The organism is Paenibacillus sp. JT22N15, from assembly GCF_059383755.1.
In genome coordinates this window covers 65,130-82,461 of record NZ_JBXENV010000006.1, presented here as the reverse complement: position 1 = coordinate 82,461, position 17,332 = coordinate 65,130, and the positions used below count along the sequence as shown (strand labels likewise).

The 17,332-nt window shown below is 52.5% G+C and carries 14 protein-coding genes and 1 riboswitch; all 14 genes read right to left on the bottom strand.

The window, feature by feature from the left end; translation table 11 throughout:
* Positions 1-7: 7 nt before the first annotated feature.
* On the bottom strand, positions 8-1,423 hold the full coding sequence (locus tag AC50X8_RS13185; RefSeq protein ID WP_494880029.1) for an FG-GAP repeat domain-containing protein: 1,416 nt from the start codon (positions 1,421-1,423) through the stop codon (positions 8-10).
* A gap of 44 nt (positions 1,424-1,467) precedes the next feature.
* Positions 1,468-2,574, bottom strand: coding sequence for a polysaccharide deacetylase family protein (locus AC50X8_RS13180; protein WP_494858978.1), 1,107 nt, complete (start codon positions 2,572-2,574; stop codon positions 1,468-1,470).
* Between the two features lie 817 nt (positions 2,575-3,391).
* A complete protein-coding gene (gene purD / locus AC50X8_RS13175; RefSeq protein WP_494880028.1) occupies positions 3,392-4,657 on the bottom strand; it encodes a phosphoribosylamine--glycine ligase in 1,266 nt (421 codons plus the stop codon).
* A gap of 15 nt (positions 4,658-4,672) precedes the next feature.
* Entirely contained in the window at positions 4,673-6,223 is a 1,551-nt protein-coding gene (gene purH / locus AC50X8_RS13170) for a bifunctional phosphoribosylaminoimidazolecarboxamide formyltransferase/IMP cyclohydrolase (protein ID WP_056030598.1), read from the bottom strand.
* A gap of 69 nt (positions 6,224-6,292) precedes the next feature.
* Entirely contained in the window at positions 6,293-6,919 is a 627-nt protein-coding gene (gene purN / locus AC50X8_RS13165; protein ID WP_056030601.1) for a phosphoribosylglycinamide formyltransferase, read from the bottom strand.
* On the bottom strand, positions 6,919-7,962 hold the full coding sequence (gene purM / locus AC50X8_RS13160) for a phosphoribosylformylglycinamidine cyclo-ligase (RefSeq protein ID WP_056030604.1): 1,044 nt from the start codon (positions 7,960-7,962) through the stop codon (positions 6,919-6,921). The genes purN and purM overlap by 1 nt, the downstream gene beginning before the upstream one ends.
* A gap of 123 nt (positions 7,963-8,085) precedes the next feature.
* The gene (gene purF, locus AC50X8_RS13155; RefSeq protein WP_056030607.1) at positions 8,086-9,564 is read right to left on the bottom strand and encodes an amidophosphoribosyltransferase; all 1,479 of its coding nucleotides are present in this window, start codon (positions 9,562-9,564) and stop codon (positions 8,086-8,088) included.
* Positions 9,549-11,792, bottom strand: a complete 2,244-nt coding sequence (gene purL / locus AC50X8_RS13150) for a phosphoribosylformylglycinamidine synthase subunit PurL (RefSeq protein WP_494880027.1) — start codon at positions 11,790-11,792, stop codon at positions 9,549-9,551. The genes purF and purL overlap by 16 nt, the downstream gene beginning before the upstream one ends.
* The gene (purQ, locus tag AC50X8_RS13145; protein WP_056030613.1) at positions 11,770-12,465 is read right to left on the bottom strand and encodes a phosphoribosylformylglycinamidine synthase subunit PurQ; all 696 of its coding nucleotides are present in this window, start codon (positions 12,463-12,465) and stop codon (positions 11,770-11,772) included. Before purQ ends, purL begins: the two co-directional genes overlap by 23 nt.
* A 3-nt stretch (positions 12,466-12,468) precedes the next feature.
* Positions 12,469-12,711, bottom strand: a complete 243-nt coding sequence (gene purS / locus AC50X8_RS13140; protein WP_056030616.1) for a phosphoribosylformylglycinamidine synthase subunit PurS — start codon at positions 12,709-12,711, stop codon at positions 12,469-12,471.
* Positions 12,712-12,902: 191 nt separating this feature from the next.
* Complete coding sequence (locus AC50X8_RS13135; RefSeq protein WP_056030626.1) at positions 12,903-13,802, bottom strand: phosphoribosylaminoimidazolesuccinocarboxamide synthase; 900 nt, start codon at positions 13,800-13,802, stop codon at positions 12,903-12,905.
* 16 nt (positions 13,803-13,818) lie between these two features.
* Complete coding sequence (gene purB / locus AC50X8_RS13130; RefSeq protein WP_056030629.1) at positions 13,819-15,114, bottom strand: adenylosuccinate lyase; 1,296 nt, start codon at positions 15,112-15,114, stop codon at positions 13,819-13,821.
* A gap of 4 nt (positions 15,115-15,118) precedes the next feature.
* Positions 15,119-16,303 carry a 5-(carboxyamino)imidazole ribonucleotide synthase gene (purK, locus tag AC50X8_RS13125; protein ID WP_494880026.1) on the bottom strand — a complete coding sequence of 395 codons (1,185 nt, stop codon included), beginning with the start codon at positions 16,301-16,303 and terminating at the stop codon, positions 15,119-15,121.
* Positions 16,303-16,788: a 5-(carboxyamino)imidazole ribonucleotide mutase gene (purE, locus tag AC50X8_RS13120; protein WP_046231578.1), complete on the bottom strand. Its 486-nt coding sequence runs from the start codon at positions 16,786-16,788 to the stop codon at positions 16,303-16,305. The genes purK and purE overlap by 1 nt, the downstream gene beginning before the upstream one ends.
* A gap of 214 nt (positions 16,789-17,002) precedes the next feature.
* Positions 17,003-17,102, bottom strand: a riboswitch (purine riboswitch).
* Between the last annotated feature and the right edge of the window lie 230 nt (positions 17,103-17,332).

Sequence of the window (17,332 nt, the reverse complement as noted above, 5' to 3'; positions counted from 1 at the left end):
TTTTCCATTAGTCCGGCCTCGGTACCAGCAATTCAGGCAGTTGATCCTTATTCAGCTGCATTGCATAAAACAGCTGGCGATCACTGATATCCATCGTTCCTGGAGGAGCAAGCTGCTGTGCAAAAATGTACACCAAGCCCGCATAATTGAACACGACATGGTAAGAGCGGTCTGTCTCTTTCCACTCTTCCTGGACGCTGCCCCACTTCGTTAATGGAACCGCATATAATGTGCCAATCTCGGACTTGTAGCCGGTTTTTTCATTCCAATATTCAAAGGTGACGAGGCCATATTCCCGGTGGACTTCCGGGCTTCTCAGCGTATAGCGGCCCTTCCACTGATTCGGAATCGTAAAGCTGATTTGGTAGCTGTTACTCGTAAACTCTTCCTTGATCGACTTGAAGCCCTTATCTCCATCCCATTGCAGCCACTCGTTCACCCACAGCATCCCGGCATAAGGGAGATCCGGATAGCCTGCTGGCTCTTTTGGCCGCGATAGCTCGATAATACCATCACCGTTTATATCTTCATTTTGCGTCGGCGTTCCCGAAACGAGCGCATTTCCATATTCGCCTTGCTCGGATAACGCAACTGGCCGCAGCTTGCCTTTTCCCCACACATACATAAACGTATACATCGAATGGGCGCCTACCGCAGCTTCCAATACGATGCCCGTATGCCGCTCGGAAATTTTGCCAATCAACAGCCGGTCATAATTAATGACATCATTGCTAAGATCGAGCTGCTGGAGCGCATGAAGCTTGCCCTTTGTCCATTCATATACCGTCAGCTTATAGTTCGGCAGCTGCACTTCCTGATTCGCCCAATCCCCCGTGACGACCGCCAGCTCCAGCTTTCCATCTCCGTTCAGATCGCCTGCTTCCGCGTACAAATAAGGCAAGGAATCCTCCGGCTCAAGCACAAGCTTGCCTTCCTCATTGCGCACTGGCGTTTGGCTAAGCGAATACAGCTCGACCATATTGGAGCCATCATAGGAGCCGATCCAGCCGACGGCTAAATCGAGCTTGCCATCCTTGTCATAATCGCTTACTTTCATCCAGTCCATGCGCATCGATAAAGGCTGCTGAATCGTATAATAGGGCTTCCAGGTGTTGCCCCGAAAGCGGAGCAGCATTAGCTCAGGAGAGCTGTATTCATTGTTAAAAGAAACGAGCGCCTCGTCTATGCCATCGCCATCTACATCGAGCAGGCGCACGGCGCCAAGATTGTCATCCCGCATCGGAAGCGCAAGCTGCGCATGAGGCGGCAAAGCTTTCTGCACAGCCTGAACGAGCGCCTGCTTATCCGAGGCGATAGTAGGCTTTTCAAGCAAATCCGCAGGAGCCGCCGTATAACGGCAGCCGGTTAATAAACAAAGCAAGGCGGCTGCAAGCAGCGCCCCGCTTATTTTGAATATAAACAATTGCTTAAGCCCCCTTAAACATACGGCCCGAAAGCAGACCGGAATCAAGGCATTTCGTCAATCGTAACAAATGTATAGCCTTTCTTCTGCAAGCTATCAATGACGTCTGGCAGCATGTCTACCGTGTTTTTAATCCCTTTGCCTCCAAAAGAATGCATCAGTATTATACCACCCGGCTTCGTATGCTCGCTAATGTTCTTCTTCATCACAGCGACAGACGTTCCCGCCCAGTCACGGGTATCTACATTCCAGCTTACCAATTCTCTTCCTTTGTCCTTCATTAGCTGCTTGACGGTACTATTCACAGCTCCATACGGGGCGCGCACCAGATTTGGAGTAAAGCCGACTACATCTTTGATCAGCTTATCCGTCGTGGTGATTTCGTCCCATATTTGATTCTTGGTCAGCTTCGTCAAATCTTTATGATGGGTTGTATGATTGCCAATCGTATGGCCTTCGTCCACTATGCGCTGAAGCACCTCGGGGTCCTTCTTCACTTGAACGCCGACTACGAAGAAAGTTGCTTTAATGCCCTTCTTTTTCAGGATATCCAAAATCGCTGGTGTATAACGGTTATCTGGCCCATCATCAAAGGTTAAGGCGACAAGCTTCTGCTCCTTATCCGGCTTGCCCGTTTCCTTCTCTCCTTGCGGAGACGCCGAAGGCGTTGGCGTGGGAGCCGGCTTGCTCGTTGGTGTAGCCGAGCTTGAAGGCTTAGTTGTATATGTACTGGACGTTACGCTCTTTCCCGGTTTGGAACCTTCACCTTGCGTTTTTCCGCCAGTGCCACTGGATGTACCCGATGTACCGGAACCATTCGAAGCACCGGATGCGCCGTCCGTTCCTTTCTGAGGGGAATGGGAATCATCGGTGCTCGCCGGATGGCTTGCCGTGTCCGTACCGCTGCTTGTCCCTTCCGACAACGTCGGATGGTTAATATGGATGGTATCCTCGGATGAAGTGCCCTGCTGGATGTTTGCGCTGCCCTCTTTGCCAGGCACAAGAACCTCCAGGCTCGATGAAGCCTTAGTCCCGCAGCCGCCAAGCCATAAGGCTAGTGCTACAAGTAGAAAGCTTGCAATTGCTAGTTTTCGTTTTGTTCTCTTGCGCGTCTTCATGCTGCTTACTCTAGTTCGTGTGTTATACTTCATCCGATTCACCCTTCTATTCCCTGCTGATAGATTTATCTTATCGCATTCATAGACGCAGTGCGTTACAAATTAGTTACACCTTTCGCCCGCATTTGACAGCAAAAAAACCTCCCCATTGCATGCTATAATGAACTGCTAGAATATGGATAGGAGAGGGCTGTGAAAATAAGATTATCAAACAAGCTAGTATTGGATATCCCCGTTGCTATCGTAGCAAATAGCACTATACAAGTAAAAAATGAAACGACTTCGGCTCTCGTGTTACTAGGGTGTGAATGCAAAAGTAAGCGATTCAGTTCCTGATTATAGCCACCGTCATACTCTTGGTTTCAGGGGCTGGCCCCTTGAACAAAGTTAGACTTGGCGGACACAGCAGCCGCTATTTCAACCAAATCAAGGGTTATGGCATCGGCTGCGGACTCAGAAGCCGCTAATGCGTTTTCAAAAGCCTTTTTGACGAGATAATGAGGGGAATAACGGCGCTCCTGTCCGCGTGTGGCCTCAAATCGGATGGAAAGCCAGAATAGTGGAACCTCAGTCCTTCAAAAAAAGCAGTGAGCTTCCGAGCTGATGGCCTCTGCAACAGTGCTTTTACCCACAGCGGACTCAGCAACATTCGCATAATGGGGTTCTATAAGCCTTTAATTCGGCAGAGAAAATTGCCCTGGAATAAACGCTAAACAAAGAGCTGAAAGCCGACTTCGGTTTGCATACACATCCTAGTAAAACTATGATTGAATAAAAAAAGCCGCACATAGGCGGCTTCAAGCTTAATAAATTTATTTCATATAGGAATGACTACGTTTGAGAATGAACATTAAACCAGCGCTTTCGCCGCAATATCCGAACGGCTCTGCATGCCTTCGAAATGAATAACGCCCACCGCATCATAAGCACGCGCACGCGCTTCTGCGATGTCACGGCCGCGGCCGACAACGCCTAGCACGCGTCCGCCACTCGTTACGAACTGGCCGTCCTTCTCAGCTGTTCCAGCATGGAACACAAGCGCGCCTTGCGCTTCGGCTTTCGCCAGCCCTTCAATGACGCGGCCTTTCGGATACGATGCCGGATAACCCTCGGAAGCCATAATGACGCAGACCGCTGCTTCATCGCTCCACGTAATATCAAGCTGCTCCAATCTGCCGTTCAGTGAAGCCAATACGATGTCGACAAGATCGGTTTCCAGACGCGGAAGCACAACCTGTGTTTCTGGATCGCCCATGCGTGCATTAAACTCGATCGTTTTCGGGCCATCCTTCGTAATCATCAGACCGGCGAACAATACGCCGCGGAACGGGCGGCCTTCGCTGACCATCGCTTTCGCCGTTGGAATAATAATGTTCGCAATCGACTCGTCGATAATCGCCTGATCAATATGCGGCAGCGGCGTATATGTGCCCATACCGCCCGTATTCGGGCCTTTATCGCCGTCGAAAATCGGCTTGTGATCCTGTGCCGGCACCATCGCCCGCACCGTCTCGCCATCTACGAAAGCAAGGATGGACATTTCCTGTCCTTCCAAGAACTCCTCGATCACGATTTGGTTGCCCGCATCGCCAAACACTTTATCCAGCATCGCTTCTTTCAGCGCCTGCTGTGCTTCTTCCATCGTAAAGGCCACCGTTACGCCCTTGCCTGCCGCAAGTCCGTCCGCCTTAATGACGATTGGCGTCTGCTGTGCCTGCAAATAAGCAGAAGCCGCCTCATATTCGGTAAACGTCTCATATTTAGCCGTCGGAATATTATATTTCTTGAGCAAATTTTTCATGAAAATTTTGCTGCCTTCAATTTCCGCTGCCGCTTTATTCGGTCCATATACCGGAATTTGATGCGCTTCGAACGCATCGACGATGCCGTCAGCTAGCGGATCATCCGGACCGATGAATACGAGATCGATAGCCGCATCTTTCGCGAACTCTACCAGCTCGTCAAATTGATTGACAGCCAGCGGCACGCATTCCGCGAGCTGCGCAATGCCCGCATTGCCCGGCGCACAATAAATGTGCCGGACCTTCTCGCTTTTTTTCAGCGCCCATACGATCGCATGCTCGCGGCCGCCGCCGCCTACTACTAAAATTCGCATCTTGTCAGCTCCCCCTTAATGCTTGAAATGACGAACGCCAGTCAGTACCATGGCAATGTTGTTGGCATTTGCTGCGGCAATCGATTCGGCATCTTTAATAGAGCCGCCCGTTTGGATAATCGCCGTAATGCCAGCTTTAGCTGCGAGCTCAACCGTATCGCCCATTGGGAAAAAGGCATCCGATGCCAGTACAGCGCCAGCGGACTGCGCACCAGCCTGCTCGATTGCGATGCGAGCAGCGCCTACGCGGTTCATTTGGCCTGCGCCTACGCCAATCGTCATATTATTTTTCGCCAGCAAAATCGCATTCGATTTCACATGCTTCACGACTTTCCAGCCGAACAGCAATTGCTTGAGCTCTTCCTCAGTCGGCTTGCGGTCGGTTACGAATTGCAGGTCTGCTTCCGTCAGGCTGCGAACATCGCTTTCCTGTACGAGCATGCCGCCGTCAACCGTCGTCACGAGCAGCTCAGGCTTGCGGTCAGCTGCAGCAACGGAAAGCTCGCCGAGCTTCATGAGGCGAATGTTTTTCTTTTTTGTCAAAATATCAAGCGCTTCCGGCGTAAAGTCCGGGGCAATAATAATTTCAAGGAAAATTTGGCCCAGCAGCTCAGCTGTGTCTGCGCCGATCACGCGGTTCGCCGCAACTATGCCGCCAAAGATGGAAGTCGGATCAGCCGCATACGCTTTTTGATATGCTTCATGAATGTCAGCGCCAGTACCTACGCCGCAAGGATTCATATGCTTAACGGCAACTACAGCCGGCTCATCAAATTCCTTTACAATCGCAAGCGCAGCGTTTGCATCATTAATGTTATTGTAGGACAGCTCTTTGCCGTGCAATTGCTCTGCTGTCGTAATGTTGCCTGCCGAAGCGAGCGGCTTGCTGTAGAAAGCAGCCTTCTGGTGCGGGTTCTCGCCGTAGCGGAGATCCTGTACTTTTTCGTAAGTAACGGTATAGCTTTCTGGAAGCTCTTCGCCTGTCTGCTTGGACAAATATTCAGCAATCAGCGTATCGTAAGCAGCCGTATGGCGGAATACTTTCGCCGTCAAGCGCTTGCGCGTTTCAAGCGTCGTGTCGCCGCCTGCTTTGACTTCTTCCAGCACAGCCGCATAATCCGCAGCGTCTACGACAACGGTAACGAATGCATGGTTTTTCGCAGCTGAACGCAGCATTGTTGGACCGCCGATATCGATGTTTTCAATCGCATCCGCATATTCCACATCGGGCTTCGCAATCGTCTGCTTGAACGGGTACAGATTCACGACAACGAGGTCGATGTAGCTGAGACCCAGCTCTTCCATCACCTTTTGGTGCTCTGCATCGTCGCGAACAGCGAGCAGGCCGCTATGAACAGCAGGATGCAGCGTTTTGACGCGTCCATCCAAAATTTCCGGGAAGCCCGTCACATCGGAAATGCCGATGACCGGAATGCCCTCTTTTTCCAGCAAGCTGAACGTTCCGCCTGTCGAAATAATTTCTACGCCTTGGCTTGCCAGCTCACGCGAAAACTCCACAATACCCGTCTTATCAGATACGCTGATTAATGCTCTACGAATAGCCATTCCACAAAGCCCTCCTTTTTGTCTTAACCCGGTTACGCTCTAACTACTTTTATCGTTATGAATGCCCAATCACTCAGCTTGCTTGTTCACATCGATCCGCACCAAACGTCCGTCCAAATGAACCCGTCCGCCAGCAATTTGCCGCACGACCTGCGGGAGCAGCTGCTGCTCGGCCGCATGAATGCGTACCGCAAGCTCATCCTCCGACTCGCCGTCCGCAATGCCGACTGCCTGCTGGGCAATAATCGGGCCGCTGTCGAGGCCGCCGTCCACATAATGCACGGTGACGCCCGTCAGCTTCACGCCGTAATCAAGCGCCTGGCGAATCGCATTAATGCCGGGAAACGCTGGCAGCAATGAAGGATGGATATTGATCATCCGCCCATAGAAAGGCTCCACCAGCACTGGCGTAATGATGCGCATATAGCCTGCCAGTACAATAAGCTCAATGCCACGGCGCTCAAGCTCCGCCAAAATCACGCTGTCATGCGCTTCGCGGGACGGATAGTCCTTCGGCTTAAAAACGAACGTTTCTACGCCAGCCTTGCGCGCCCGCTCGATAACCGGCGCAGACGGCTTATCACAAACAAGAAGCTCGATAGTTGCATCGAGCTCCCCCTGCCATGCCGCATCGGCCAAGGCTTGAAAATTTGTGCCTTGACCAGATGCAAATACGGCTATACGCTTCGCTGCCATTACACCGTCGCTCCTGTAAACGTGACGATGCGGCTGCCTTCCGTTACTGTTCCAATGCGGTAAGCTTTCTCGCCAAGCTCATTTGCTACGCGAAGCGCTTCTTCCGCTTCATCAGCCGGTACAACAACTACGAGGCCAATTCCCATATTAAACGTCGTGAACATGTCACGATTCGTAATTGAACCTTTTTCCTGCATCAGGCCAAAAATGTTGTGAATCGGCCAAGAGCCGTATTCCACATTTACGTTAACGCCTTCCGGCAATACGCGCGGAATGTTCTCGATGAAGCCGCCGCCTGTAATATGCGCCATGCCTTTCACCTTCACTTGCTCAATCAGCTTAAGCGCCGATTTCACATAAATGCGCGTTGGCTCGATCAATACATCGCCAAGCTTCGCGCCATCAAGCTCTGCCAGCTCCTGATCAAGCGCATAACCGCTTTCTTCCAGCAGCAATCTGCGAACGAGCGAATAGCCATTGCTGTGAATGCCGCTTGACGCAAGGCCAATTACTGCGTCTCCGGGCGCAATGGTCGTGCCGTCGATGATTTTTTTCTTATCGACAACGCCGACCGTAAAGCCCGCGATATCGTATTCGTCGCCTTGGTACATGCCCGGCATTTCTGCCGTCTCGCCGCCAATCAGCGCGCAGCCTGCCTGTACGCAGCCGTCTGCAATGCCTTTGACTACCGCTTCGATTTTCTCCGGCACAACTTTGCCGCAAGCGAGGTAATCGAGGAAGAACAAGGGCTCAGCGCCTTGTACAATGATGTCGTTGACGCACATGGCAACCGCATCGATACCGATCGTGTCATGCTTGTCCATTGCAAAAGCCAGCTTCAGCTTTGTGCCAACACCATCTGTTCCCGATACGAGCACCGGCTCCTCATATTTATCCTTGTTTAGGCCGAACAGGCCGCCAAAGCCGCCAAGATCCGTCAGCACCTCAGGACGGAACGTCTTCTTGACATGCTTCTTCATTCTTTCGACCGCTTCGTTGCCAGCCGCTATATCGACGCCAGCTTTTTTATACGCTTCTGCCACATCGTTCAACCCCTTTATCGTAGCCGCCAAGCTGGCACGCCTGAACCAGGCGTGCACGCATGCAGCACTATTAATCCTAATTACACAAGCAAAGCTTCATGCTGCAGCTAGACTGCCTTATGTCTAGCAGCTGCAGCTTTTGTCCGATTCCTCATCCACAGGCGTCGGGTAATCATTATCAAAGCAGCCGAGGCACATGCCGCGGTTATAAGCACCGTCATTGCCGCCAACCGAATCGATAAAGCCGCTGTCGCTAAGGAAGGACAGCGAATCCGCATTTATCAACTCGCAAATTTCCTGCACGGTGCGGGAAGAAGCAATAAGCTCATCGCGGCTTGGCGTATCAATGCCGTAGTAGCAAGGGTTCTTGAAAGGCGGCGATGTAATTCGCACATGCACTTCCGTCGCTCCTGCTTCACGCAGCATATTGACGATCCGGCGCGACGTCGTGCCGCGAACGATCGAGTCGTCAATCATAACGACGCGTTTGCCTTCTACGACTTTACGCACGGCGGACAGCTTCATCTTCACGCCCTGCTCGCGCAATTCCTGCGAAGGCTGGATGAACGTACGTCCGGTGTATTTATTTTTGATAAGTCCAAGCTCATAAGGAATGCCCGTCTGCTCCGCATAACCGATTGCTGCGGAAATACTGGAATCCGGCACACCCGTTACGATATCAGCATCGACGAACGATTCCATCGCGAGCTGCTTGCCCATCCGCTTGCGCGCGGAATGAATATTGATTTCATGAATGTCGCTGTCGGGACGGGCAAAATAAATATATTCCATCGCGCAGGTCGCCCGGCGCGTCACTTCCGCATAACGATCCTCTTTCATGCCATCCTGATCAAAAATAAGCAGTTCGCCCGGCTGAACGTCACGCAAATATTGGGCACCAATCGATTCAAACGCGCACGACTCGGAGGAAAACACATAACCGTCGCCAATGCGGCCTACCACGAGCGGACGAAGTCCGTTCGGATCAGAAGCGACCAATAGCTTGTCGTTCGTCATAATCAGGAAAGCGAAGCCTCCAACAATACGTTGGAGCGCTTCTTTCGCTGCCGTCACAAAATCCTTCGGCGAGCGGGCGATCAAATGCGCAATAACCTCGGTATCGCTCGTCGTCTGGAAAATAGAACCAAGGTTCTCCAGCTCCTTGCGAATTTCCGGCGCATTTACGATATTGCCGTTCGTCGCTACCGCAAGATCGCCATCGCGATAGCGGAAGATCAGCGGCTGCGCATTCGCCAGCTTGCTCTCTCCCGCCGTCGAATAGCGCACGTGGCCGATCGAGCGATCGCCAGGGAGCCCCGCTAGGCGCTCCTTGTCGAATACTTCCTTAACGAGTCCCATGCCGCGGTGGTAGCTGAACCGATTGCGGTCCGTCGTATCGACGGTGCAAATGCCGGCCGACTCCTCGCCGCGATGCTGCAATGCATGAAGACCATAGTAGGAAAGCGATGCTGCGTCTGCATGGTTAAAGACACCAAAGACGCCGCATTCCTCGCGCAGCTTGTCGAAGAAATCCTCCCGACCGCCGCCTTGATTATAATAATCGCCTGACCAAAGCTTAGGCTGCTTTATTTCATCAGACATGGAATCGCATCCTTCCAGACCTTCTCCAGTTGTTGTACCGGCGCCTGAATGCCGGATTTGCCATTGATGCTGATCGAAAGAGCAGCTCCTTTTACCGAACCGATTGCCGCGTGGGCAACGCCTTGCTCAGACAGCAATGCTTGCAGCGCTGCTGCTTGCTCCGGCTTCGCCGACAGCAAAATACGCGATTGCGATTCGCTGAACAATGCATGATCAGCGCGCAGCTCTGTATTTATATTAACTTCTGCACCAAGCTTGCCGCTTATGCAGGATTCTGCCAACGCAGCCGCAATACCGCCTTCGGACAAGTCATGCGCCGAAGCGACCAAGCCGCTTTGAATCGCGCTCAGCACAGCGCCGAGCATCTTTTTCTCAACAGCTAGATCAATCACCGGAGGACGTCCTTCGTTCACGCCTTGCAGCACGTATTGAAGCTCGCTTCCGCCCATTTCAGCTTTCGTTTCGCCGACGAGAATGATGACGTCGCCTTCGTTTTTGAAGCCTTGAGTCGTAATATGATCGATATCATGAACGAGACCTACCATGCCGATAACCGGCGTTGGGTAAATCGCGCCTTTTGCATTTTCATTGTACAAGCTGACGTTGCCGCCGATAACTGGCGTTTCCAATACGCGGCAAGCTTCGGACATGCCGTCTGCCGATTTCTCGATCTGCCAGAATACATCCGGCTTCTCTGGGCTGCCGAAGTTCAGATTGTCCGTAATTGCCAGCGGCTCTGCGCCGGAGCATACGATGTTGCGCGCAGCTTCCGCTACGGCAATGCGTCCGCCCACTTCTGGATCAAGGTATACATAACGGCTGTTGCAATCTGTTGTCATCGCAAGTGCTTTGCGTGTACCGTTGATTGTCACGACTGCTGCGTCCGAACCCGGTTGAACCGCTGTCGACGTACGCACCATATAGTCGTATTGATTGTAAACCCACTCTTTGCTTGCCACCGTTGGCGAAGCGAGAACTTTCTCAAGCGCAGCCGTCAAATCCGTTACTTCCGGATAAGCTGTTGTGTCGATTGCCGCATTTGCGCTGTAATAAGCAGGCTCCTGCGAAGGCTTGTCATAAACCGGGCACTCGTCAACGAGCGCTGTTACCGGCATATCTGCCACTTGCTCGCCTTGGTGGAACAAGCGGAGACGTCCGTCATCCGTTACTTTGCCGACTTTGGCGCAAATGATGCCCCAACGCTCGAAAATCTCTTTCGCCTGCGCTTCATGCTGCGGCTCTACAACGAAGAGCATGCGCTCTTGCGATTCAGACAGCATCATTTCGTATGGCGTCATCCCTGTTTCGCGCTGCGGCACTTCATCGAGGTACAGCTCAAGGCCGTTGCCGGCTTTCGAAGCCATCTCGGCGCTGGAGCAAGTTAGGCCAGCTGCGCCCATATCTTGAATACCAAGCACGATGCCGGAATCGATCAGCTCAAGCGTCGCTTCCATAACCAGCTTCTCCATGAATGGATCGCCGACTTGAACCGCCGTACGCTTCTCCTCGGATTCCTCGGACAGCTCGACCGAAGCGAAGGTTGCGCCGTGAATGCCGTCGCGGCCAGTTGCCGGACCGACATAAAACACCGGGTTGCCTACCCCTTTAGCGACGCCGCGTTGGATTTTATCATGATCGATGAGGCCCACGCACATCGCGTTAACGAGCGGATTGCCCTCATAGCTCTCGTCGAACATAACCTCACCGCCGACAGTCGGGATGCCGATACAGTTGCCGTAGCCAGCGATACCGCTGACAACATTTTCGAACAAATATTTAACGCGCTCATTTTCAAGACGGCCAAAACGCAAGCTGTTCATCAAAGCAACAGGACGTGCGCCCATGGAGAAAATGTCGCGGATAATGCCGCCTACACCTGTAGCTGCGCCTTGGTAAGGCTCAACCGCGGATGGATGGTTATGCGATTCGATTTTGAATACGACCGCTTGATTGTCGCCGATATCAACGATACCCGCGCCTTCGCCTGGTCCCATTAGAACTTTAGGTCCGGTTATCGGGAATTTTTTCAAAATCGGCTTGGAGTTTTTGTAAGAGCAATGCTCCGACCACATGACGCTGAATACGCCGATCTCCGTATAGTTTGGCTGGCGGCCAAGAAATCCGCAAATCAGCTCATATTCATAATCCGTTACGCCGAACTGCGTATAAATCCGCTGATCCGCGATTTGTTCCGCTGTCGGTTCCTTAGCTGTTAACTGCTGCGCCATGCTGTTCCCTCCATGCATTCAAAATCGATGTAAACATTTTTTTGCCGTCCTCTGAGCCGAACAATTGGTTGATTGCACGCTCTGGATGCGGCATCATGCCGACTACGTTGCCGCGCTCGTTGCTCACGCCCGCGATATTCGATACCGATCCGTTCGGATTGGTGTCGCCCGCATAGCGGAAAATAATTTGCTTGTTCGCTTCCAGCTGTGCCAGCGTCGCGTCGTCGCAATAGTAGTTGCCTTCGCCGTGGGCGATCGGAATGTTGATAATATCGCCTTCCGCATACTGGTTCGTGAACGGGTTGCCATTGTTCACAACTTCCAGCGGCGTCTGATGGCAGCGGAATTTGAGGCCGCTGTTGCGAATCAAAGCGCCTGGCAGCAAGCCTGCTTCCGTAAGGATTTGGAACCCGTTGCAAATGCCGAGGATAAATTTGCCTTCCTCTGCTGCTTTCTTCACTTCATTCATGACAGGAGCAAAACGCGAAATCGCGCCGCAGCGCAGGTAATCGCCGTAGGAGAAGCCTCCTGGCACCAAAATCGCGTCAAAACCGGAAAGATCCGTCGATGTATGCCATACATACTCTACCTTTTGGCCAATCGCTTCCTCTACCGCCTTGTAACAATCAATATCACAGTTGGAACCTGGAAAAACCAGAACCGCAAACTTCATCGCCTATCCCTCCAGCTCAAAACGGTAATCTTCAACGACCGTGTTCGCAAGCAGCTTCTCGCACATTTCCTTGATGCGCTTCTCCGCTTCGCTGCGGTCGATTGCGCCCAGCTCTAGCTCCAAATATTTGCCGATCCGCACTTTTTCCACTTCGGCAAAACCCATCGAATGCAATGCTCCTTGTACAGCTGTTCCTTGCGGATCAAGTACATTTTCCTTGATTGTTACGTAGACGGTTGCTTTCATTGTTGGCCTCCTGATAATGAAAATAATAATGTAGCGCTAACGCTGCTTCGCTTTTCTTCTGCTTTAGGCGAGCACCCCACAGGCTCCCTCCAGCAAAATCGCTTTGCTTTTATCGTTTTGCTTGTATCGCTGTTGATCTATTTCTTTAGCTTGCTCTTGCTGGCTTCAACGCTGCTGCCTGCGCGGAAAAGCTAGTAGCTTTCCGCACCTGTCAAGCGGCGGTAAATATCCTGATACCGCTTCGTCGTCTCTTCGACAACCGCTTCCGGCAGCGGATCCGGCTTGCTGTTCTTGTCCCAATCCGAGCCCAGCAAATAGGTGCGCACCGGCTCCTTGTCCATGCTGTCGATCTCGATGTCATAGGCGTAATTGCCCTCTGCCCAGAAGCGCGAGGAATCTGGCGTGAAAATCTCGTCAATGAGAATCACTTTGCCGTCAATCAGGCCGAATTCGAATTTGCAATCGGCAAGAATGATGCCGCGCTCGGCGCAATAAGCGTGAGCGAACTCGTAAAGCTTGATGCTGCGGTCGCGCAGCTCTTCGGAAAGCTCGGCGCCAACCAGCTCCTGCATCCGCTCAAACGGGATATCCTCGTCGTGGCCGACGTCGTTTTTCGCCGCTGGCGTAAAGATCGGCTGCGGAAAACGCTCATTTTTGCGCATGCCTGCCGGAAGCTCGATGCCATTAATCGCAGACGTTTGCTGATATTGTCTCCAGCCGCCGCCTGTGATATAGCCGCGCACGACACATTCAATATCGATGCGCTCCGCTTTGCGAGTTACCATAATCCGGTTGCGAAGCAGCTCAGGCTCCGTAATAAGCTCGCCCAGCTTGTCCACATCGGTATGCACGACGTGGTTCGTCTGGATCGAAGCGGTCTGCTCAAACCAGAAAGCCGACAGGCGGTTAAGCACATTGCCTTTCTCCGGCACTGCCGGGTCAAGCACATAATCAAATGCCGAAATGCGATCCGTTACAACGATCAGAAAATGCTCGCCCAGATCGTAAAGCTCTCTAACCTTCCCCTTGTACAGCAGGGGCGCTTTCACATACGGCTCAGCAGTGGACAAGCTTTGAGAGATTGCAGTCATACGCCAGTAAGCCTCCTTAGTTCAATCCAAGACGGGTGAAAATCGTATCCACATGCTTCAAATGCCATGTTGGGTTAAAGCAATCGTCGATCTCTTCCGTCGACAGAAGCTCGGTAATTTCCTTCGTCGATTCAATAATGTCGCGGAATTGGCGCTGCTCTTCCCAAGCCTGCATCGCGCGCGGTTGAACGGTGTCATAAGCCTGCTCGCGGCTGAAGCCTTTGTCGATCAGCTTCGTCATGACGCGGCCGGAGAACGGCACGCCGAACGTACGCTGCATGTTGCGCTTCATATTTTCAGGGAATACTTGCAGATTGTTGATGATGTTGCCCAGACGATTCAGCATGTAGTTCAGCAGCATCGTAGCATCCGGCAAAATAACGCGCTCTGCGGACGAATGGCTAATATCGCGCTCATGCCACAGCGGAATGTTCTCGTAAGCCGTCAGCATATGTCCGCGAATAACTCTCGACAAGCCGGAAATGTTCTCGCAGCCGATTGGGTTGCGTTTGTGCGGCATAGCCGATGAACCTTTTTGACCTTTGGCGAAAGGCTCTTCCACCTCGCGGAATTCGCTCTTCTGCAAAGCGCGGATTTCCGTAGCGAACTTGTCCAGCGACGAAGCAACGAGCGCCAGTGTGCCCATGTACTCCGCATGGCGGTCACGCTGCAGCGTTTGCGTCGAAATTGGCGCAGCTTTCGTGCCCAGCTTGTTGCAGACGAACTCTTCTACGAAAGGATCGATGTTCGCGTAAGTGCCGACAGCACCGGAAATTTTGCCGTATTGCACGCCATCAGCTGCATGCAGGAAACGCTCCAGGTTGCGCTTCATCTCTTCGTGCCACAATGCCATTTTGAGGCCGAAGGTAGTTGGCTCAGCATGAACGCCATGCGTACGTCCCATCATCGGCGTATCTTTGTACTGAATCGCCTTCTCGCGCAATATCGAGATGAAACGCTCAATATCCTTTTGCAAAATCGCATTGGCTTGCAGCAGTAGGTAGCCCGTAGCCGTATCTACAACATCCGTCGATGTCAGGCCGTAGTGCACCCATTTGCGCTCAGGGCCAACCGTTTCGGATACAGCGCGCGTAAAGGCGATAACGTCATGGCGCGTATCCTGCTCGATTTCATAAATGCGGTCGATGTTGAAGCTCGCGTTTTTACGAAGCTCTTCCACGTCCTCCTTCGGAATAATGCCCAGCTCCGACCAAGCCTCGCATGCGCAAAGCTCAACCTCCAGCCATGCTTGGAACTTATTCTCCTCGGTCCAAATCGCTCTCATTTCCGGTCTGCTGTAACGCTCTAACATGTAGCTACTCCACCTTCCAAATTGTTGTTTCATCTATCCATTGCAGCGCTGCTTCCACATCTGGAGCAAGCACGTTAATGTGGCCCATTTTTCTTTTGTGAACGGCGTCCTTCTTGCCGTACAGATGCAGCTTCGGCGTTACACCGAGGCGCTCTGCCGCTTCATCCCGAGCGCCAAAACGCTGAATGATCGGCTCTACATGCTGGCCGAGCACATTCACCATTACGACTGGCGTCAGCAGCTCCGTACGCCCAAGCGGCAAATTGCATACCGCCCGTACATGCTGCTCAAACTGCGACGTATGCGCCGCTTCCATCGTGTAATGTCCGCTGTTATGCGGCCTTGGCGCCAGCTCATTCACATACAGCTCACCGTCAGCCGTCAAAAACAGCTCAACGGCGATTAATCCAACAGCGCCCAGCCCTTCGGCGATTTGCATCGCCAGTTGCTCCGCTCTGCGCTGAATGCCCTCATCGATCCGGGCCGGTACAATCGACAGATGAAGAATGTTGTCGATATGGATGTTTTCCGACGCGGGGAATGCTTTCACCTCGCCCTGTGGGCTGCGCGCTGCAATGACCGATAGCTCTTTTTCAAAGGAGATGAATTTCTCCAGTACCAGCTCGGTTCCAGCGCGGCTCAGCGTTTCGTACGCCTCGTCGATCTCCTCCGCAGCGCGGATGACCCATTGCCCCTTGCCGTCGTAGCCGCCCGTCGCTGTTTTTAATACACATGGCAAGCCTAATCGTTCAGCTTCTATATGAAGCTCCGCGCTGCTGCGAATTTCGCTGTAAGGCGCAACCTTTACGCCCGCCGCCTCAATCGCCCGCTTCTCCCGCAGCCGATGCTGCGTCGTATAAAGCAGCTTGCTGCCTTGCGGCACGTAAGACTCCTTCATCAGCATCGCGGCAACTTCCGCATTCACATTTTCAAATTCATACGTAATGACATCCGAACGCTGCGCCAGCTCGCGCGCTGCCTCATGATTGTCATAAGCGCCGACTACTTGGTCTGCGACTTGTCCGCAAGGCGAATCCACCGCAGGATCAAGCGCGACGAATTTGTAGCCCATTGCGCTGCCTGCGAGCGCCATCATCCGGCCCAATTGCCCGCCGCCGAGTACGCCGATTGTGCTGCCTGGCAGCAGCGTGCGGATGTTATCCTGCCGCTGCTTGTCCGCCTCAGCCATCATAGCGTCTCACTGCTTTCCAGCACTTCCTGCTTAACGCGCTCGCGTCTTGCGATCACGCGTGCCTGAATGTCCGGATCGAATGCCCCGAGCATCTGAGCAGCCAGCAGTCCGGCATTCGTGCCGCCTGCATTGCCGATCGCGACAGTTGCAACCGGAATGCCGCCAGGCATTTGCACGATGGACAGCAGCGAGTCTAGGCCGCTGAGATTCGACGATTTGACAGGAACGCCAATAACCGGCAGCACCGTTTTGGCGGCGACCATGCCGGGAAGATGTGCAGCTCCGCCAGCCCCCGCGATAATGACCTTAAGTCCGCGCTCCGCTGCCGTTTCCGCATATTCAAACATTAAATCGGGCGTTCTGTGCGCCGATACAACCTTTTTCTCATAAGGAATTTGAAGCTCTTCCAGCACATCGCAAGCCAGTTTCATTGTATCCCAATCCGACTTGCTGCCCATGATGACGCCTACCTTCGCAGACATGCGTTCAAACCTTCTTTCATCTATATAATAGGTAAACCATATAAAACCGTAACCCGAAGCTTTCCTTATCCTCTAAACTGCCCGATTCCAACAGAAAAATCCCGACAGCTACCGTAAGAGTATTAATCATACGTATGCTGCGGGACCCGAGCCAAGCGCACAGCGCAGCCTCCCGTCTTCCGGGAACCGCATGGCGCTCTTTATGCCTGAAGTTAGCCGCTTCAAGCTTGCTCGTAGTCCGAAAATTGTGGTTTTCGGGTAGAAACTTTCGGGCCAATCCCCGAGATTATACGAGACCAACACTATAATGAACGGATTGCTCCGCTTCTGACCTCTTCCAGTTTATCTAATCCCCACGGGGCTGTCAACAAAATACGAACGTTGAAAAGAGTAGCTTTTATTAAAGTTCGTTTTTGGCAGGTAAAATATCATAATATGACAGGAATTTACTCGGGATTACGCACAGACAGCTATAAGAGAAGTGGATTTATGGGAGGAATATTCGCAGGGCCCTGCCTTAAGTTCATATTGACCAATGTACCGA